This window comes from Streptomyces kunmingensis (assembly GCF_039533535.1).
In the GTDB taxonomy this organism is placed as follows: Bacteria; Actinomycetota; Actinomycetes; order Streptomycetales; family Streptomycetaceae; genus Streptomyces; species Streptomyces kunmingensis.
In genome coordinates this window covers 39,306-59,256 of record NZ_BAAATS010000026.1, presented here as the reverse complement: position 1 = coordinate 59,256, position 19,951 = coordinate 39,306, and the positions used below count along the sequence as shown (strand labels likewise).

The 19,951-nt window shown below is 71.7% G+C and carries 1 protein-coding gene (running past one end of the window); it reads left to right on the top strand.

Features of this window, described 5'->3' with window-relative positions; genetic code table 11:
- Window positions 1-98: 98 nt before the first annotated feature.
- On the top strand, window positions 99-19,951 hold the 5' portion of the coding sequence (locus tag ABD366_RS28370) for a lonely Cys domain-containing protein (RefSeq protein WP_344442711.1). Its footprint extends 17,017 nt past the window's final position; only the first 19,853 of its 36,870 coding nucleotides appear in the window; the start codon lies at window positions 99-101; its stop codon lies off the right edge, out of view.

Sequence of the window (19,951 nt, the reverse complement as noted above, 5' to 3'; positions counted from 1 at the left end):
CCCCGGCCCCGCCACCGGGACTGCGCACGTCCTCCGACGCCCCGCGACTGGACGAGACCGCAGCGCCGCCCACGTCACCGCAGCCGGCCGGCACGGACGTGGCCGGTGGACCGCGCACGGCCACCGTCGGCGGCGACGCACCGACAGGTGACGCCACGCCCGACAGCACCAACACCGACACCAACACGGACACCGCTGCGGACGCGTCCCCGCGGACGCCGGAACTCGCCGCGCCGGTTGCCGACCCGGTCCGGCCCGAGCAGTGGCGGGCCGGCCGCCACGACGCGCCCGCCGTCCCGGTGCGGACCGAACGGATCGACCCGGCCCCGGACCTGGACCCGGGCCAGGACTCCGGCCAGAACCCCGGCCCCGGGCCGCTCGACGGCCGGGAGACCCGCGTACGGATGTGGGTTCAGCGGATCCAGGCCGACGACGGCCGCTGGATGAGCAACGTGTCCCTCCACCTGCCGGTTCGCGCCGGGGAAGGCTTCACCCAGGACGAACTCGCCGGGCTCCAGGACCGGATGCGAACGCTCCTGGACTCTCGCCTGAACAACGGTCTGCTGCTGCCGAGATCGGGTGACCAGCTTCATATCGACCTCACGCTCATATCGGCACCCGGTCACTCCGAGGCCATCGAGCTGAGCCGGACGCCCCGGCCGGACGACTCCGACCAGCTGAACTGGCGGCTCCACACCGCCGACCCCGCCGTCTCCCCGGAAGAAACGGCGGAGCGGCAGGCGCGGGACGACGCGGCCGTACTCCACACACTGCTGAACTACGCGGGCGTGCCGGACCGGGGCCGGGCGGCCGAGGCGGTGTTCCGCCGACTGGTGCGACAGAGCGACAGCCACGGCCTCATGGCCGACCCCGGCCGGCAGCCCGATCCGGCGCCCGCCGTGCCGCTGAGCTATCTGGGGACCATCGAGGACGTCATCCAGAGCGTCACCGGTACTCGTGCGTCCGTCGTCGACCACCCGCTCTCCGCGCGCGGCACCCGGCCCCCCAGCGGCCTGAACGACTCCGCCGGCGCGCCGCGGATGCCGGCACCCGACCAGTCCGACCCCGCCGGGCCGATCCCGCCTCCCGCCCCTGTCCGAACCACCTCGGCCACGGGCACCGCCGCCGTGACGGGCACGGACCAGGAGCAGTCGGACACCGACCCGCCGCCGGCCCCGCCCGCCACGGCCACGGCGCCGGCTCTCGACGAGACCCCGCCGCCTCCCGCCCACGCACCCGAACCCGGTATGGGCAGGGGCACGGGCCAGGGGCCGGGCGCGGGCAAGGGCAAGGGCAAGGGCGGGAGCACGGATCTCGGCCCGGACCCCGTCGGCGATGCGATCCCGGCCGACATCACCGACGTCACCGACACCTTTGCGGTCGACCTCGCCCTCGCCGGAGCACGCCAGGAGCACGACAACGCCCTCACCGCCTTCCACCAGGCCGTCGGGACCGCGGGCGTCCTCGACCAGCGCGTGGAGAGCGGCCGGGGAGGCACCGACGACGCGGCCAGGCTGTACGACGCGTGGCAGGACGTCGCACACGCCCAGCGGCGGCTCGACGCCGCCGTGGACAGGCTGCGTGACCTCGGCGCGGACAGCGCTGTCGACGCCGCGGTGGCGGCGATCGTTCCGCGGGTCAGCCGTACGGACGCCGAACGGCGGCTCACCGCCGCCCTGGTCACCGCGGACGACCTGCCCGACGACCCGCCGCGACTGGCACTCGACGACACCGTCACCGAGGACCAGCTGGCCGCCGCCGGCATCACACTGAACGACGGCCCCCCCGGGCTCCAGCTCGCCCTCAACGGATTCGTCTCCGTCCGGGACAGCGGGCTCGACGCCGTCAGCCACGTCCGGCTGCTGATGAACCGGCCCGGGCCGTGGAGCGACACGCTCGACGGCATCGCGGCACGCGCCGCCCGCCGTACCTGGCGTGACGCCTACGAAGCCTTCGCGCTCGCGACGTTCCAGGCGTCAGGCGTCCCGGTCGGCACGGACCCGGCCGAAGCCTGGCGGCGGGCGACGTCGCTGGTGCTGCCGCTGGAGCTGCACCCCGTACTCGCCGACTCACGCCATGCGCGCGGCGACTTCCGCGACGCCGTGCGACAGGTGGCCGAACACCTCGCCGTACATGGCGCGGACGCCGTTTCGGGTGTGGAACTGGCGGGTCGGGTACGGCGTGAGCTGGGCCTGCCCCCGCGTCTGCTGGGGGGTGCGTCCGGGGCTTCCCCGGTGGTGGTGCGGTTTGACGCGGGTTCGTCCTCGGTGGGCCCGGACGAACGTCGCGAGTTGAAGGCGTTGGCGCGTGAGGTCGCGTCGGCGGGGCTGCTGAATCTGCGGGCGGGGTTGTCGGCGCCTGAGGTGGTGTTGACGGGGTTCGGCCGGGGTGGGCGTTCGGCCCGGGATCGGGTGGGCGCGGTTTCGGGGTTGTTCTCGGATCACCTGACGCGGGCGTTGGAGGATCTGGGCGCGGGTGATGTCGCGGATTCGTTCGGGATCACTGTGCGGGTGGGGAGCGGTGGTCCGGGCCGGGTGACGGCCGAGGTGATTTCGCCGCGGTATTCGGGTGCGGTGGCCGAGTTGGAGCGGTTGAGGCTGCTGGAGAATCCCGGTGGCGTTTTCGACGTCGATGGGCTGGCGCGGCGGATTCTGCACTTGGGTGACGGTGCGGTGGTGGATGCGAATTCCCGTACCGCGTTGTTCGCGTTGGTGGAGAACGCGATGGCCGCCGGCTGGTCGTCGAGTGTCGTGTCACTCGGTTCTTATCATGTGGCGGCCAATGGCGCGTTGGATCATGAGCGTCACATCGTATTCGGGGACGGTTCGTATCAGGGTCTGAATCTCACTGGTCAGCCGGTGGGTGTGGTGGATACGTCGCAGGTGTGGCAGCGGCGTAATGGCCAGTTCCAGGGCTCGCTCGAGCCGATGTGGGACAACAGCCGTGGTGCGTATGTGGTGGTGGCCAAGGGGGGCCACGATCACGTGGTGGTGCCGTGGGGTCAGGGTGAGTCGCGGGTTCCGTGGCAGGAATTCGTGGAGCTGGTGGCGCGCGACCCCGGAGTGACGGGGCTTCCGGCCGGGACGCCGGTCGTGCTCGTGCTGAACCACGGTGGTGACCAGGGCCTGGCCATGCCCCGGACGTTGGCGTTCCGGGCGGGCCGGGACGGGATCTGGGCGCACAGTGGTCTGGTGAGCCTGGTCCACGACGCGGATTCCGGGTTGAGCAGGATCGTTGTGGAGAATCAGCGGTCGCGGGGGATTCCTCTGGGTGGCTGGTTCGGCAGCGATGCGAATGATCTCGGGCCGAGCGGTATCGCGGACGAGGGATTTGTCACCGCGCTGGACGGGACGGTGCTTCCGGACAGCTCGATCAAGACGCGGACCATCGCCGACGAGGGCCGGTCGTTCGGTCGGGTGACCATGTCCGACTCCGACCTCGTTCTGAATGAGCCGATACTTGAGGCTCTGGGGGAGATCTCCGAGTTCTCGCAGTTCGACCCGGTGACGGAGCGGGCGCTCGGCGAGGCGGAACCGCTTCTCGAGGCGGGGCGGCCGGTTTATCACTTCTCGCAGCACGGAATGCCGATGCGGGGAGTGATGGAGGTGACGGATGGCCGTCCGCCGGTTCAGGTGGGCGGCGTGGAGACGGGCCGGTTCCTCACCCGTCGGCCGAGTATGCGGAAGCTCGGCCCGCACGCTGTTATCGATCTGGGGTCGTGCTGGGCCGACGCCCTCGCGGAGGATCTGCCGTACCTGACGGACGCGGGAACGCCGCCGTACGTGTTCGATGTCCTGGGTACGACCTCTTACGCGCAGGGTGTGGCGAACGGCAGCGATGCCGACGTGCTCGCGGTGGACCGCGTCCATGTGCTGGTGCGTAGTGCGCATCCGAAGACGGGTGTGCTGACCGGGCCCTCGGGCGAGCGGGGCGTGCGGCGTCTGCTGCCCCCGGACCCGGATGCGGCCGAGCTGACGCGTATGGCGCGGTGGGCGGGTCTGCATTCCGGATCAGGTCCGGCCTCCGAGCAGGTCCTGGACGGGATGCTGCGGTTGGTACGGGCCCTGCGCCGGTCGTTCGGCCCGGAGATCGAGGCGGACAAGGCGAATCCGCAGGGCGAGTACCAGACGTTGCTGCGGGGTATCGGCGCGCTGGAGAACATGCGCCGGGCGGACCCCCATCTGCGGGTGGCGGGTCCGTTTACCCTGCACCATCTGCACCTGGTCGTTCATGCGCGTCATCAGCGCACCAGCAATGACGCACCGCCCCCGGACGACATCCGCCGGGTGCTGTTCGACGCCGCGCGGAAGGCGGACGAGGCCCAGGACGGCCGGCTGACGCTGCACGCGTACGCACAGCTGCCGTCGTTCGACTGGGCGCTCAAGCGGCTGGCCGGGAAGGACCTTTCCGCGCTGGCCGCCGATGTGCTGCGCCTTCCGGCGGGGCAGGCGGTGACGCGGGCGGACATGAGCCGGCTGGTGTGGGGCACGGTCAAGGGCGCGGAAGCGCTGCGGGCCGTGCCGGATCCGGTGGCGCTGGCGAAGAAGATCCTGCACCTGCCCGCCTCGGTGGACCTGTCCGCGGACCAGGCCGGTGACCGGCTGTTGTGGCTCATGGCCGGCGCGGCGGTGTCCGGGTTCGACATGACCGATCCGGCGGATCTCGCGGCGTGGGACCTGGTGCGTCACGGCTTCCTGGACGACAGCACGCGTCTCACGACCCGTGGTGTGCCGATGGGCCGTAACTGGACCGGCCGGCAGGTCATGGGCGACATCTCCACCCAGGGCTATGTCGTCTCGCCGGACGGGTCGGTGGAGAACGGGACGCAGTACGCCCCGGGGTGGCCGGCGGCTCCGTCCAGTTCGTCCGCGCACGCGTACGTGGTCTACGCGGACAGCACGAACGGTCATCTGTCGATGCCGTGGCCCGACGGTTCCAGCCGGTGGGTGCCGGGCAGTGAGATCGCCGCGCTGCTGCGTCACGACCGCGTCCACCAGCAGATCGCCCTCGCCGCGCCGCTCCTCATGGTCGGCACCCACAACAATCCCGGCGGCCTCGCCCAGCATGTCGCGGGCCGCTCCGGCACGGCGCGCACAACCGTGCTGTCCGAGCTCCCGAGCGCTCCCGTCTTCGACCCGTCGCGCAATGAGAGCGTGATCGTCCTGGCGGGCGATCCGGCACAGCAGGACGTCGCCCACTGGCAGCGCCGGCAGCCGTCCGTCCTGCCCGGCACCTCCGCCGAACAGGGCACCCTCCACACCTTCTCCGGCGAGGCACCTGCCACCGACGGGGCGCCCGCCACCGACGCGGTCCAGTCCGCGCAGACGGTCCCGTCCGGGCCGACGGTGGTTCCGCCCCAGGGGGCCACGCCCCGCGAGCTGTCGGAGTATGTGCGCGAGCACGGCACCCGGTACGACGGGCACGTCGGTCTCGTCGTCCACGAACCGACCCCGGACTCCGTCCTGGAGGGCCTGTACGGACAGGTCATCGGCGCCCTCGGGGCCGACCCGGACACCTCGGAGGGCCGCGAGCTGCGGACCCAGCTCAGTGATGTGCTGAGCGCCGAGGAAGTCGAGCTGAACCGGCCGTACCTGCGCAGTCAGCAGGGCCACAGGATCACCGTCCGGCACGGTGGCCGCGACCGGTCGGTGGACGTACGACTCGCCTACGCCGATGTCGGGCCATCCGCGAAGTACGGCCGGAACGGCGATCAGCGCCCCCCGACGCTGCCGGACATGCAGGTGGAGCTCCGGGCCGCGGGCGGCCCGACGTCCTCGAGCGGGGAGAGCTCGGGGACCGTCCGCACCGGAACGGTGCCCTGGAGCGCGATCTTCCCGCACCTCGCCCCCGGGGCGCTGCGCTGGGGGGACAGCACGGTCAACCTGTCCGCGACGCACAACCAGCTCGTCCAGTCCATCACCGTCGCCGAGACCTTCATGGTCACGAGCAAGCAGCAGGCCGAGGAACCCGCCCATCCGCTGGATGTCGACGGGCGCTGGCAGGTGCGGGTGGACACCCCCCGCGAGGATCCGGTCGGCAACTGGCAGCCGGAGCAGTCGCACGGCGCGATCACGATCTGGTTCCACGAGCACCTCGCCTTCGACGGCGCCGACTCCGCCGACCTGCCGGAGCACGGAGGCGTGGACGACCTGCCGCTGTGGGGTGGCGACAGCGTCGGCGAACCGCGCCGGCTGCTGACCGAACTCCTCCAGGACGACAACTTCGTCTCTCTGAGACACCTCAACGAGGACTCGGCGAGCGCGCTGGAGAACTACCTGTCCCAGCGGATGCTGCAGGGCACTCCGCACCTCCAGCGGGACGGCGGGGTGTTCTCGCCGACGCTGCTGGACGAGGACGGCAACGCGGTCGGCATGCTCGAACTCACCGCGGTGATCGAACCGGGCCGGCCGATGCGCAAGAGCGCCGACGGCAAGTCCACGCTGGAGACGTGGTTCGCGCACTCCTCCAGCGTGGACCGGTCGGCGAAGCTGACCAGCGGCCTGGGGATCGAGGGCTCGGGCGGGCCGTCGTTCACCGCCGACCACGCCGAGGGACACCCGGCCGCCGGGTCGTCGTTCGGCGGCAACATCATGGGCAAGGCCGGGGTCAACTGGCAGGTCAACGAGGGGCTGAGCAGCGTCAGCAGCGCCACGCTGATGCACGGCGTCCGTACCAAGGCCAGTCATCTGCTCACCCCCGCCCGGGTCACCTACACCGTGACGCTGCACCGGGCCGGCGGCGGTCAGGTCAGCAGCGCGTTCGGGCCGTGGGACGACGCGCTGCGCCTGCGGATCGCCCAGCGGGCGACGATGCGGGGACACCAGCCCACCCCGGAAGAGGTGCGGGAGCTTCCCGCGCACCTGGAGAACCTGGAGAGCATCGGATACACCGAGACGCCCCTCAAGATCGAGGGAGCGGACGCCATGTTCGATCGTGCGGAGGCATGGCTGCGCAAGGAAGGGTTCCTGCCGCCGCTCGCGCCCCGGCGGCGGTCGTTGCCGTTCCGGCTGGACGAGCCGCTGGTCCTGGCCCAGCTCGAGAACCTGCGGCTGCTGCGGCAGATGCGTTCGACGTTCGGCCAGGCGACGTCGTCGCCGGACGGGGTGGACGGCGGCCAGCCGGAGTGGTTCAAGCGGCCGAACGCCGTCTCGGGGACCCGCCGGGTGCAGTTGCGGTTCTCCGTCTCGCGGGACACCGGGCGGCCCTCGGTTCACACACGCAGGCTGCCCGACCTCCTCCAGATCGGCTTCAGCTCGTACGAGTCCGGTGGCGGGCGGCAGCGGGGCACGGCGCTGAGCGGTGCCGCCGGCGCCGGCGGCGGCTTCAACGTCCCCCTCGCGGACGGCTCCTGGGGACTGAACGCGGCTCCGGACTACCTGGGCACCGGGCAGCTCTTGGACACCGGGAACACCGGTGACTCGGTCAGCTTCGACCAGTTCGTGCTGACGACCCAGAACGGCACCGAGCTGTTCGAGGTGCCCGCCAGGCTCGCCCTGGACCTGTACGAGGGCCCCGGCGACGAGCCGCGCATCCGTTTCGCCGACGAGGTGGGAACGGACGGCGACGACGGTACGGACACGGCGGGCGCCACGGACGGGACGCAGCTGCTGGCCCCGGGCGCCACACCGCACACCGTGCCGGGCGACGTCACGCTGCTGGTGCCCCACTACCGGACCCGCCTGCCCGTCAGGAGCCTCGTCCCCGCCGCCCCCCGGCCGGGACACGTGATCCGGGAACCGGTCACCGACGGCGGGCCGACGGACGACCGGCGGCGCCTGAACATGGTCGACGACCAGGGCCGCCCGCTGCCGGGGCTGACCCGGCTGCCGGTGGGCGCGACCGTGGACACCGTCCGCGCCACCGCCGCGCTGATGGAGGCCCTGCGGCGAATCGTCGCGGGAACCTACCCGGGACACCCGGAGCAGGGGCCGGTGGGCCGGGCGGTGCGGCGTGCCTCCGTGACCCTGACCGACCTGGCCACGGAGGCCGCCAAGCGGGGATCCGTCGTGAAGGAGTCGCTGCCGGACGCCCTGACCGGTGCGGTCAACCGGGTCGGCTCGGCGGTCAACTGGGCCGCGACACCCGTGACCTGGGCGGCCAGGACCTCCGCGGACGGAGTGGTGGCGACCTACAAGTGGACGTCGGTCGCCGTGGCGGGCGCGGCGCTGAACGACCAGGGCACCGTCGCGACCGAGGCCCGGCACGACGCGATCCGTCCGGCCCAGCTCATCTCCCGGGCACCGCAGATCCTGGGCGGCGTGTACGTGGTGGAGGGCCTGACGCTGCCCGGCATGGCGGCGGACCAGGTCATGAAGCTGAAGATCAGCGGCTACCTGACCAACCCCAGCAATCTGGGCTCCGAGTCGCTCTACTCCGAGCAGGGCGTCACCGCCGGCGACACCGCGGGCCGGCAGCGCGGCGTCGGGATCACCCATCAGGGCAACTTCCAGCTCACGGCCTTGCAGTCGGCCCCGACACCGCCCGACCTCCTGGTCCACCAGGCCAACCCGGGCGGCCGGTACTCCCAGTCCCGCCGCACCGACGAGATCAGCACCGTGAACTCCGGTACGAAGGTCGCGCGTACCTCGGAGGAGATGGGCGACAAGCGGTGGATCGGCAACGATCTGACGCTGCTGGTGACCGTCGAGTGGGGTGTGCGCAACGTGGCCGGGAACACCGTCGGCCTCGGCAGCTTCGCCCCGGTGACGGTCGCGATCGACCTGCCCCGCGGGTTGACGTACCTGGCTCCCGCTGAGGCCATGGGCCGGATGGCGGCGTGGTACCAGGGGCTGTCGGGACTCCCGAGCCCGAGGCAGCACCAGCTCACTGTTCCGCTTCCCGGCCGGTTCGTCCGGAGCCGCCAGCTCGGCAAGGCGAACGTGCTGTCGGTCACCCAGCTCGACGACACGACGCACCGCAGGGAGCGCCGGGACCGGATGGGCCAGGAGCTGACCACGCTGGTGGAGAACGAGGCGCCGGGCGTCCTGCAGCCCGGACACGCCTCCTACCTGTCCGGTGTGGATGCCGAGATCGCCCGGGTCACCGAGCCCGCGGCGCTGCGCGCCCTGCCCGGCCGCGGCCCCGGCGGCCAGGAGCGCGTCTACTTCCTCCACGTCGCGTACGGCGGGGCGCGGCTGGTCGAAGTGGCTCTGAGCGCCGAGCCGATGATGCAGACGCCCGCCCTGCGCGGTGTACGCGGCCGTCCGGCCGACGAGGGCGGCGGCCTGGAGCAGGTCGACACGCACATCCCCCAGGGCAAGATGACATCCTCCGGCGTCACCACGACCCGTCAGGGGACCGTCAACCTCGTCTCCCGCTATCCGCGCCCCGGTGACCCCGGCCGTGCGGACCGCGAGGGCCCCTCCATCGCGCTGACCAGTACCCGCGCCCGCACGGCCCGGTCCGACCGGACGGACGAGGACCGCTTCTGGACGCGTGCGGGGAGTGTCGCCGACTTCGACCTCGACTACCGCTTCACCGGGACGGTCCGCTCCCAGCTCGTCTGGGCGTGGCCGGCCAACATCCCGGGCGGGATCTTCCAGGGCGGGCTGCTGAACCTGTCCGGCCTCGAAGGAGACCTCGCGCGGCGGGTGCGCACCTGGATCGGGCGCCTGCTGCGGGGCCGGCCGGTCAGCCGGGTCTCCGTACCGGCCGCGACGGCACTGCGGTTCATCGGCTCCGAGGCCGTCGAGCCGCGGCAGCACGCAGGACCCCGGCCCCCCGCCATGCTCACCCGTGACCCGTTGCTGCTGTCACCGAGCGACGCCAGGACCGAGGGCACCTTGCCCTTCCCGGACGGCGCACGCCTGGAGCCGACCGGGCCGACGACGGTGTACGACTACAACGCCGCCCCGCAGCTCATGGAGGCGCTACGCGCCGTCGATCCGCGCATGGCCGCGTCCTGGGGGCTGCCCGCGAACACCTCGGCGGAAGCCATGGCAGGCCGGCTGGGCGAGCTGATCCAGGCCGGTGAGATCAGCCTCGACCCGTCCCGCACGGCGGCGGGCCTGACCACCACGATGCCCGGGAGCTGGCCGCTCCAGGCTCCCGGCACCGCGCCGTCCCTGGAGATCTCACTGCACAACCCGCGACCGGTCACGGACGGGGGCGACGTCGCCGTGGACCGGGTCCGCAGGCAGGTCCGCACCTCCACGACGACCTCGTCGGCCGCGAGTTCCTTCGCCCTGAACCAGCAGGGCACCTACAGCCTGGCGAACGGCAACTTCCAGGTCCTTGGTGTGACCTTCCCCCTGGCGGCGCAGCAGCCCCACGCCCTGTCCACCGGCGGCAACGTGTCCGCCTCCACGTTCACCCACATGCGGATCGGCACCACCTCCGAGCCCGCGGACCGGCACGGCACGCGCGTCTACGAGACCCTGGTCGACACCGTCATCACGGTGAACGGCCCCGAGGGCACCCGGTACGTCACCGGCAGCTCCACCACCCGCCTGTGGGAACGCGACGTGCTCGGCTTTGGTGTCACCCCGCCGCGCCCGGGCCCCCGTATCTACGACCTGCCCGCGATGCTCGCCGACCAGGACGCGGACGACCTGCGGGACTGGGCACGCCATCCGGCCACCGACCTGCCGGGCGTGCTGGCGGACGGCATCGACCAGCAGGACGCGTCGGCGGAACTGTGGCTCGCGCTCGGACCCGACCCGGACGGCACCCGCCTGGCCCGTGCCCTGTTCGTCGCCTCCCGTACGGCCGCGCGGGCCGGGAAACCGGTCGAACTGGTCGTACGCACCGACCACGGCCTGCGCAACTGGCCTTTCGACGCCGACGGCTCCCTCGCCGACACGACCGCGGCCACGCTCGATTCCTGGGCGGACATACGCAACGCCATCGGCACCTTCCTCCAGGCGGTGGGGGCCGAGGCGGCGGCACGTCACCGGGAAGAGGTGCTGGTACGGAGGCAGCCCGGTGCGCGGCAGGCCCTGGAGTCCGCGGACAGCGCCGTGGACACCGCCACCACCGCGCACGAGGAGGCCGAGCGGGCCCACACCGTCGCCGTCCGCACCGCCGGCAACGTCCTGACGGAGCTCGCCGGGGTACGGGGCGGGATCACCGGGACGGAGGCGGAGATCGCGCGGCTGGACACGGCCGCCCGTGACGCGGGCGTACAGCACGACGCCGCGTCGCAGGAGGAGCGGCGGCTTCGGGAGCAGTGGCAGCGGGCGCTGGCCGAGGTGGAACGCCTCGAGCAGCTCGTCCAGACCTCCCCGGAGACCGGCCCGGCCGCCGCCGAGCGGCAGAGCGCCCTGGACGCGGCCGAGGAGCGTGCCGACGCCATCCGGGACGAGGGGATGGCCGCGACACGGCACCGTCAGCGGTACCAGGAGGCGATGACCACCGCCCGCGAGAAGGCCGACGGGCTCCGGACCGGCCTCGTGGAGGCCCGCGAGCGGGAGAACACCCTTGAACGGGAGCTGACACGCGCCGAGGATGCCGTGACACGGGCGGAGCATGCGGTGCGGCGGGCGGACGATGACCTCAGGCGCAAGACCAGGGTCCGCGACACGATCCAGGCCGAACTCCGCGGGATCGAACGGGACCTGACCGGGGTCCGGCAGGAACTGGCCGAGCAGGCACGCCGGCACAGCCAGGCGTGGGCAGGGCTGCCGGGCCTCGCGAGGGCGCTGGAGACCGGCCGCCGTATGGAGGGCATCGGTGAGGGGCCGTCCCTGCGCGGCTCCATGTCCTCGGCACCCGCCCGTCCCACCCGCTCCGGCCGGTTCCGCGGGCAGCCCTTGTCGGAGCCGGCGCGGGCGGAGCGGTCGACGTCGTCCCGCCCGGCCGACACGGACGAGCCGCTCACCTTCGCGCCGCCCGCCGACCCGTCCGATTCCTCCTCCACGGCCCCCGTTCCCCCCGCCTCCGGGGTGTTCGCCGGTGCGTCGGATCCCACGCTGTCGCCGCGGACTGTGATCGCGGGTCCGTCGGGGGGCGCGCAGGGGCGGAACTGGACGCGTGAGCCGGTGAAGCGGGTGTCGCCGGACCGGGTGCGTGTGACGGCGGTGCGGCCGGGCACTCCGGCGAGGACCGTGTCGGAGGAGGACGCGTCCTGGCCGGAGGAGACGTATGTCGTCGCGGCGGAGGGCGATCCCGGCGGGTTGCGCCTTCCGGATGACCGGGTGCTGGACACGGAGACGCTGGCCGAGGTGCTGGGGGCCGACCCGGAGCTGGCGAAGCTGCCGAAGAACGTGCCGGTGCTGCTGGCCGTGCCGTTCGCACAGCGGACCCTGGATCTGCAGACGTTGGCGAATCTGCTGGGGCGGCCGGTGGTGGGTCCCAGTGGTGAGGGGCGTCTGGTCGGTGACGGGTCGGGGAACGCGCATCTTCCGGCGCTGTTCGACCGTGCGGCGGACAAGGCGATCGGTCTCTGGGTGCCGTACGAGCCCCTGGGCACCACGCTGCCGTTCGTGGACCGGGAGTGGACGTCGCTGGACGGCATCGCGTTCCGGGACAGCGACGTGGATCTGCGGCCCCTGGTCTCGGAGGACCACGAGCGGTTCGGCCAGATCTCCGGGAAGGACGGCGAGAGCCTGCGGAGGTCGGAGCAGCAGTTCAAGTCGTATCTCGACATGCGGCGGATCCTGCACACGGTGCCGTCGGGTACCGGCGACCAGGACGCCGAGTTCGAGCGGGTCACCCCTGAACCGGCGATCTACATCTTCGCCGCCCACGCGCAGCCCGGTTGGATCTCGTTCGCCCTCCGCGACGGCCGGAAGGTGCGGTTGGGCAAGCAGGACGCGGCGCGTTTCATCGCGGGGCTGCGTGAGGTGCGGCAGTTGCCTCCGGGGTACAAGCTGGGCCTGGAGGTCTGTTACAGCGCGTCGGACGGCAGTCCGCGCCGGAACCATCCCTCGACCGCGCCGCCACCCCACGTCGACGACCCGTGGGGTGACGTCCCGTTCGGTCAGTACACCGCCAACGAGAGCAGGCGGGACACCGACGCGGCCACGGGACGGACGGGTCTGACGAACAGCAGCCGGGTGCTGTATGCCTCGGCGAGTGGGATGAGGGGACGCGTTGTCAGGTTCCGGCCCGAGCCGCTCGCGCAGGAGCTGGACGGGCTGGCGCGTGACGCGGGTCTGCACACAGGGACGGGTCCGGCGTCGGCGGAGACGCGGGCGACCGTGCTGCGTCTGGTGCGGGGGTTGCGTGACCTCTTCGGTCATGAGGTCGAGGGGGACCGGGGTGTGCCGGGGGGCCGGTACGAGCGGCTGGTCCGGGGCATCGGCGCGCTGGAGACGTTGCGTGCGAACGATGCGGCGCTGAGCGGAGTCACCCCGCTGCGGCGGGACATGGTGGCCTTCTACGCGCGGCAGCACAGTGGGAGGACCCCGGACACGGCCACGTACGAGTCGCTCCTCGACTTCGCCCGGGACCGCTTGGCCGCGAACCCGGACGCGGAGCTCAGTACGGAGCTGCCGTCCCCGGCTCTGACCATGGTTCTTGGTGAGCTCGCCACGTATGGCGAGGCCGTGTTGCGTTCTGTTCAGGGGCTGGCGCCCGGGGTGCAGCCGAGTCCGCAGCAGGTGGCGTCCACCATGTGGGCGACGGTCCGGTCCGCGCAGATGCTGTTCCACGACATACCGCCGGCGGAGCGGGAGGCACACGGCCGCAGCGTGCTGCACCTGGCTGACACGGACCCGTGGGACCTGGCGAAGCAGAAGAAGATCTGGGCCCTGGCCGCGAAGGCGATCGCGGAGGGTCTGGACGTCACCGACCGCGACCTGCTGGCCGCCTACCACCTGAAGGGATTCGCGTTCGTCAAGGACAAACTGCTGATGCAGGGGAAGGTGGCTCAGGGCGCCAACTGGGGCGACACGCCCGCGCCCGAGGGCATCGACTGGCACAGCGTCGACCAGGTGACGCGGGAGCCGGACGGGACGACCACCACCCGGCAGGTCGTGCCGGAATGGGCGAAACCGGGGCTGCCCGACCCCATCCTGAAGGTGGTCCACGTGGACCAGGCCGGGAACATCGCGCTGCACCTGCCCGGCGGGCCGCCGATCGAAGTCTCCGAAAACGAGTTCCTGGAACTGCTGAGCCTGGACCCGCCGCTGCGCACCAGGCCCCTGGACACTCCCGTCCTCTTCCTGACCTCCGGCCCCGGTGTCCTGAGCCCGGAGCTGGTGCAGCGGTTCTCCCAGCGCACCGGCCGCCCCGCATACGGCTACAGCGGGCCCCTCGAACTGACCGCCGCCGATCCGTCGGCCCCGCTCGCCATCGTCGCCCTCCCGGACCCGGCCACCCAGGCCCCGGGCCGCTGGACCAAGGCCACCCGGATACCGCCGAACACATCCGTCCCCGGCGCCTCGTCCACGGCTCCCGCGCCGACACCCGCGCCCGCGCCTGCTCCCCCCTCCGTGCCTGCTCCGGCACCCGCGCCCCCGACCGCGTCCGGGACGTTCACCGGTGCGTCGGATCCGATGTTGTCGCCGCAGACGGTGATCGCGGGTCCTTCGGGTGCGCGGCAGGGGCGGAACTGGACGGGCAAGCCGGTGAAGCGGGTGCTGCCGGGGCGGGTGCGTGTGATCGAGACCCGGCCCAACACGCTGGCGAAGATCGCGTCGGAGGAGGACGCGCCGTGGCCGGAGGAGACGTACGTCGTCGCGGCGAACGGCGATCCCGGCGGGTTGCGGCTGCCCGACGACCGGGTGCTGGACACGGAGACGCTGGCCGAGGTGCTGGGGGCCGACCCGGAGCTGGCGAAGCTGCCGAAGAACGTGCCGGTGCTGCTGGCCGTGCCGTTCGCGCAGCGGACCCTGGATCTGCAGGTGCTGGCGAACCTGCTGGGGCGGCCGGTGGTGGGTCCCAGTGGTGAGGGGCGTCTGGTCGGTGACGGGTCGGGGAACGCGCATCTTCCGGTGCTGGTCGACCGTGACGCGACGAAGGCGATCGGTCTCTGGGTGCCGTACGAGCCCCTGGGCACGACGCTGCCGTCCGAGGACCGTGATTGGACATCGCTGGACGGGACCAAGTTCCGGGACAGCGACGTCGATCTGCGGCCCATGGTCTCCGAGGACCACGAGCGGTACGGCCAGATCTCGATCGAGGACGGCGCGGGCGATCACCTGCGGGAGTTCGAGCAGCGGTTCAGGAAGTTCCGCAACATGCTGCGACTCGTGCACAAGGTTCCTGCTGGTTCCGAACTTCAGGAAGGTGAGATCGAGGACCTGACCGCTGATCCGGCGGTCTACAGCTTCGCCGCACACGGGAAGCCGGGCCGGGTGACGCTCGCCCTCCGCGACGGCCGGAAGGTGTGGCTGGGCAAGCAGGACGCGGCGCGTTTCATCGCGGGGCTGCGTGAGGTGCGGCAGTTGCCTCCGGGGCACAAGCTGGGCCTGGAGATCTGCTACAGCGCGTCGGACGGCGACCCGCATCAGGACCAGCCCCGGACCGCGCCGCCACCTCACATCGACGACCCGTGGGGTGATGTCCCGCTCGGGCAGTACGCCGCGAACGAGAGCAGGCGGGAGACCACTTCCGCCACCGTCCAGACCGGCATGACGTCCAAGGATCGAGTGCTGTTCGACCCGGCCACCGGGGAGAGCGGGCGTCGCGTCACGCACCTGCCCGAGCCGCTCGCGCATGAGCTGGACGGGCTGGCGCGTGAAGCGGGGCTGCACACAGGGACGGGTCCGGCGTCGGCGGGGACGCGGGCGACCGTGCTGCGTCTGGTGCGGGGGTTGCGTGACCTCTTCGGTCATGAGGTCGAGGGGGACCGGGGTGTGCCGGGGGGCCGGTACGAGCGGCTGGTCCGGGGCATCGGCGCGCTGGAGACGTTGCGTGCGAACGATGCGGCGCTGAGCGGAGTCACCCCGCTGCGGCGGGACATGGTGGCCTTCTACGCGCGGCAGCACAGTGGGAGGACCCCGGACACGGCCGCGTACGAGTCGCTCCTCGACTTCGCCCGGGACCGCTTGGCCGCGGATCCCGCCGCGCAACTCGGCACGGAGGTGCCGGCCCCGGCGGTGAGGGTGGCCCTCAACGAGCTCGCCACGTCGGGCGAGGCCGTATTGCGTACGGTGCAGGGGCTGGCCCCCGGGGCGACGCCGAGCTCGCGGCAGGTGGCGTCCACCCTCTGGGCTGTGGTCCGGGCCGCGAAGACGCTGTTCAACGAGATACCGCCGGCGCAGCGGGAAGCCCACGGCCGTGGTGTGCTCCACCTGGACGACACGGACACGTGGGACCTGTCGCAGCAGAAGACCCTCTGGGCCCTCACCGCCAAGGCCCTCGCCGAGGGTCTGGACGTCACCGACCGCGATCTGCTGGCCGCCTACCACCTGAAGCTGACCGGTGCGTTCGACCCGGCCGCTCTGCTGTGGCAGGGGCAGAAGGTCCAAGGCGTCTACTGGAGCGACACGCCCGCGCCCGAGGGCGTCAACTGGCGCAGCGTGCATCAGGTGACGCGGGGGCCGGACGGAACCACCACCACCCGGCAGGTCGTGCCGGAATGGGTCGGACCGAAGCTGCCCGATCCCCTCCTGAACCTGGTCGAGGTGGACGAGGACGGCGACATCGTCCTGCACCTGCCCGGCCGCAACCCTCTCCCGGTGTCGGAGGACGAGTTCCTCGCGCTGCTCGGCCTCGACCCGGCGCTGCGCACCACGCCCCTGGACACTCCCGTCCTCTTCCTGACCTCCGGCCCCGGTGTCCTGAGTCCGGAGCTGGTGCAGCGGTTCTCCCAGCGCACCGGCCGCCCCGCCTTCAGCTACGGCGGGCCCCTCGAACTGACCGCCGCCGATCCGTCGGCCCCGCTCACCATCGTCGCCCTCCCGGAGCAGGACACCAACGCCCCCGGCGACTGGACCAAGGCCACCCGGCAGCAGGCCACCTCCGGCACCTCCGCCATCGAGGCAGGGATGGACGAGTTGGTCCTCGCCGACTCGACAGGTCCCGCCTCGTCGGGGCAGTTGCCGGATGTCGGGGGGTTGCGGATCGGTGAGGCGGGAGAGTCTTCGTCGGGTGTTCCGTGGTCGGCGGAGTCGTTGATGGTGAGTCCGTCGGGTGCGCCGCGTGGGCGTAATTTGACGGGCGAGAAGGTGCGTCATGTGCGGTTGGGGCGGGTGCGTGTTTTCGAGGAGGTGTCGGGGTCTTCTTCGTTGAGGGAGGTTGCGGGGGCGGATGTGGATGCGCCGTGGGGCGATGCGGCGTATGCGGTGTGGGGTGAGAACGATCCGGGTGGTGTGCGTTTCCCGGATGGGCGTGTGGTGGGTGCTGAGGAGTTCGCGGCGGAGCTGGCGGCTGACCCGGAGTTGGCGAAGCTGCCGGGGGACATGCCGGTTGTTCTGGTGGTGCCGTATCTGGCGAATGAGCGGAATCTGGAGTTTTTGCGGGCGGTCGCGAATCGGTTGGGGCGGCCGGTGTGGGCGGCCAGTGGTGATGGTCGTCTGGTGCGGAACAAGAAGCGTGAGCATGTTCCGGCGTTGATCGACCATGGTCCGGAGCGTCCGCTGGGGTCGTGGGTGCCGTTCCGGCCGACGAAGCTGTCTGGGCCGCATGTGGATCGTGTGTGGAGGGCGTTGGACGGGACGACGTTCCGGGACAGTGATGTGGATTCCCGGCCGTTGGTTTCGGATCGGCATGAGCGGTTCGGGCAGATGTCGCATGCGGATGGTGTGCGGGACCGTGAGGAGAAGCTGCGGTCGTATCTGCATGCGAAGAAGTTGGTGCATTTGATGCCGTCGGGTGGGCGGACGGCGTTGGTGAGTGAGGAGGTGAGGACTCCGGATCCGGCGGTGTACACGTATGTCGCTCATGGTCTGCCGGGTGGTCTGCAGCTGGCTTTGAAGGATGGCCGGACGGTGTGGCTGAGTGCGGCGGACGGTGGCCGGTATATCGGTGGGCTGCCGGAGGTGGCCGAGCTGCCGCAGGGGCATCGGCTGGGGCTGGAGGTGTGCTTCAGTGATGCGGCGGGCAGTCCGTTGGCGCCGCAGTTGGACAACCGGCCGGCGCCGGCGGTCCATGACCCGCTGGAGGAGGTGTCGCTGGCTCAGCATGCGGCGAACGAGAGCCGTCGGGAGACCGACGGGTCGCTGATGAGCAGTGGTTTTGATGTCGATGCGCGGATCCTGATCGACACACCGGGTGGGGTGGCCGGGCGTCGTAGGAACGCGGTCCCTGAGCCCTTGCCGCATGAGCTGGAAGCGTTGGCCCGGGACGCGGGGCTGCACACGAGTGAGGGTGCGGCGTCGCCGGAGGTTCGGGCGACGATGCTGCGGTTGGTGCGGGCGTTGCGGATCGTGTTCGGTCCGGAGGTCGAGAAGGATCCTGGCCTGTACGGGCAGTTGCTCAAGGGCATTGGCGCGATGGAGACGATGCGTGCCAATGACCTGGCGTTGGGCAGGTTCACGCCGTTCCGGATGGAGCTGTGGAGCTTCATGGCGCAGCGTGTGGGAGGCAAGAAGGTCCCCACTCCGGAAAATTACCGCGCCGTTCTGGATATTGCCGCTCAGACGCTGACGCAGAACCCGGGGGCCCGGCTCGGTGAGGACATGCCGGATCTGTTCATCCAGCATGCGTTGAAGCAGGTGACGCAGATGGGTGCGGGCCTGGTGCGCAGTGTGCTGAGGCAGCCGGGTGCGGACTCGCCGGTGACGAAGAAGGCGGTGACGTGGGCGTTCTGGGCGGTGGCTGGTGCGGCGCGGCAGATGGGCACCATGGACGCGGCGTTCACGGAGAAGCTGGGGCGTCGGGTGCTTCATATGTTCCCGGACGAGCAGTGGACGCCGCCGCGGAAGCAGGAGCTGTGGATCCTGACGGCCCAGGCGATCGCGGCCGGGCTGGACCCGGCGGACTATTTCACGCTGTCCGCTTTCCATCTGGCGTCCAAGGGCGCGTTCGGACCGGCACACCTTCTGCAGGAGGGTGGGAACGCCCGGGGTTACAACTGGAGCGGCACACCGGCCCCGGACGGTGTGGACCTGCGGGTGGTCGGCACGCAGGACCGGGACGGTGATACGGCGTCGCGTAAGCAGTTCGCTGCGCCGTGGGCGGGTGAGGGTGAGCCCGGTGAGGCGATGGTGGTGTGGACGGACACCGATGCCGCTGGTTTCCCGGTCCTGCACCTGCCGGGGATGCGGCCGTTCCGGGTGACGGACAAGGAGTTGCTGGCGCTGCTGGACCTGGCGCCGTTGCTGCGTGTGATGCCGCTGGGTGTCCCGCTGGTGTTCGTGGCGTCGGGTCCGGGCAGTGGCACAGGTCGTTCGATGGTGTGGTCGGAGGCGTTCTCCAACCGGACGGCCCGTAATGGCTGGGCCTACAGCGGGCCGCTGATGACGGCCCCGGGGGCTTCGTCCGGTCCGTTGCGTCTGATCGGTCTGCCGGAGGCGGGCACCGGGCAGCCGGGGGTGTGGCGCAAGGCGTGGTTGCAGGGGCTCAACTCCAGCGTCCTGTTCACGGCCCCGTACGGCGAGGCGGTGTTCTCCTCCCCGGCGCCGACCGTGCCGAGGACCCTCACCGGGCCGGAGGGCTCGGGGCCGCTGGTCCTGAGCCGGGAGGAGCTGACGCGTCGGGTGCACGGCGTGGCCGGTCGGGGGCCGGTGCGGGGGTTGTCGGTCGAGCGGTGTCTGGTGCTGCTGCGGGGCTTGCGGGACGAGCTGTACCCGAAGGGTGTGCGTCCGGCGGCCACGGTCGACGATGCGGTGATCGACCAGCGGTCTGCCGCGTCGTCGCTGGTGAGGGGCCCGGGTTGGCGTGGGGTGCGGTCGTGGGCCGCGGTGGCGGGCGCGGTCGCGGCGGCGGGTCCGGGCGCGTCTGCGTTGGTTCTGGCGCGGCGGCAGGGTGAGTTGCCGGGGCACGCGTGGGCGGCGTACCACCTCGGCGGTGCCGATGGTGTGGTGTGGGTCGATGTCTCGGCCGGTGCCGAAGGCCGGGTGTCCGAGGTCCCGCCGAAGGTCGCGGCGTCCGACGCACAGGCCGTGGTCATCGACCCCGCCGG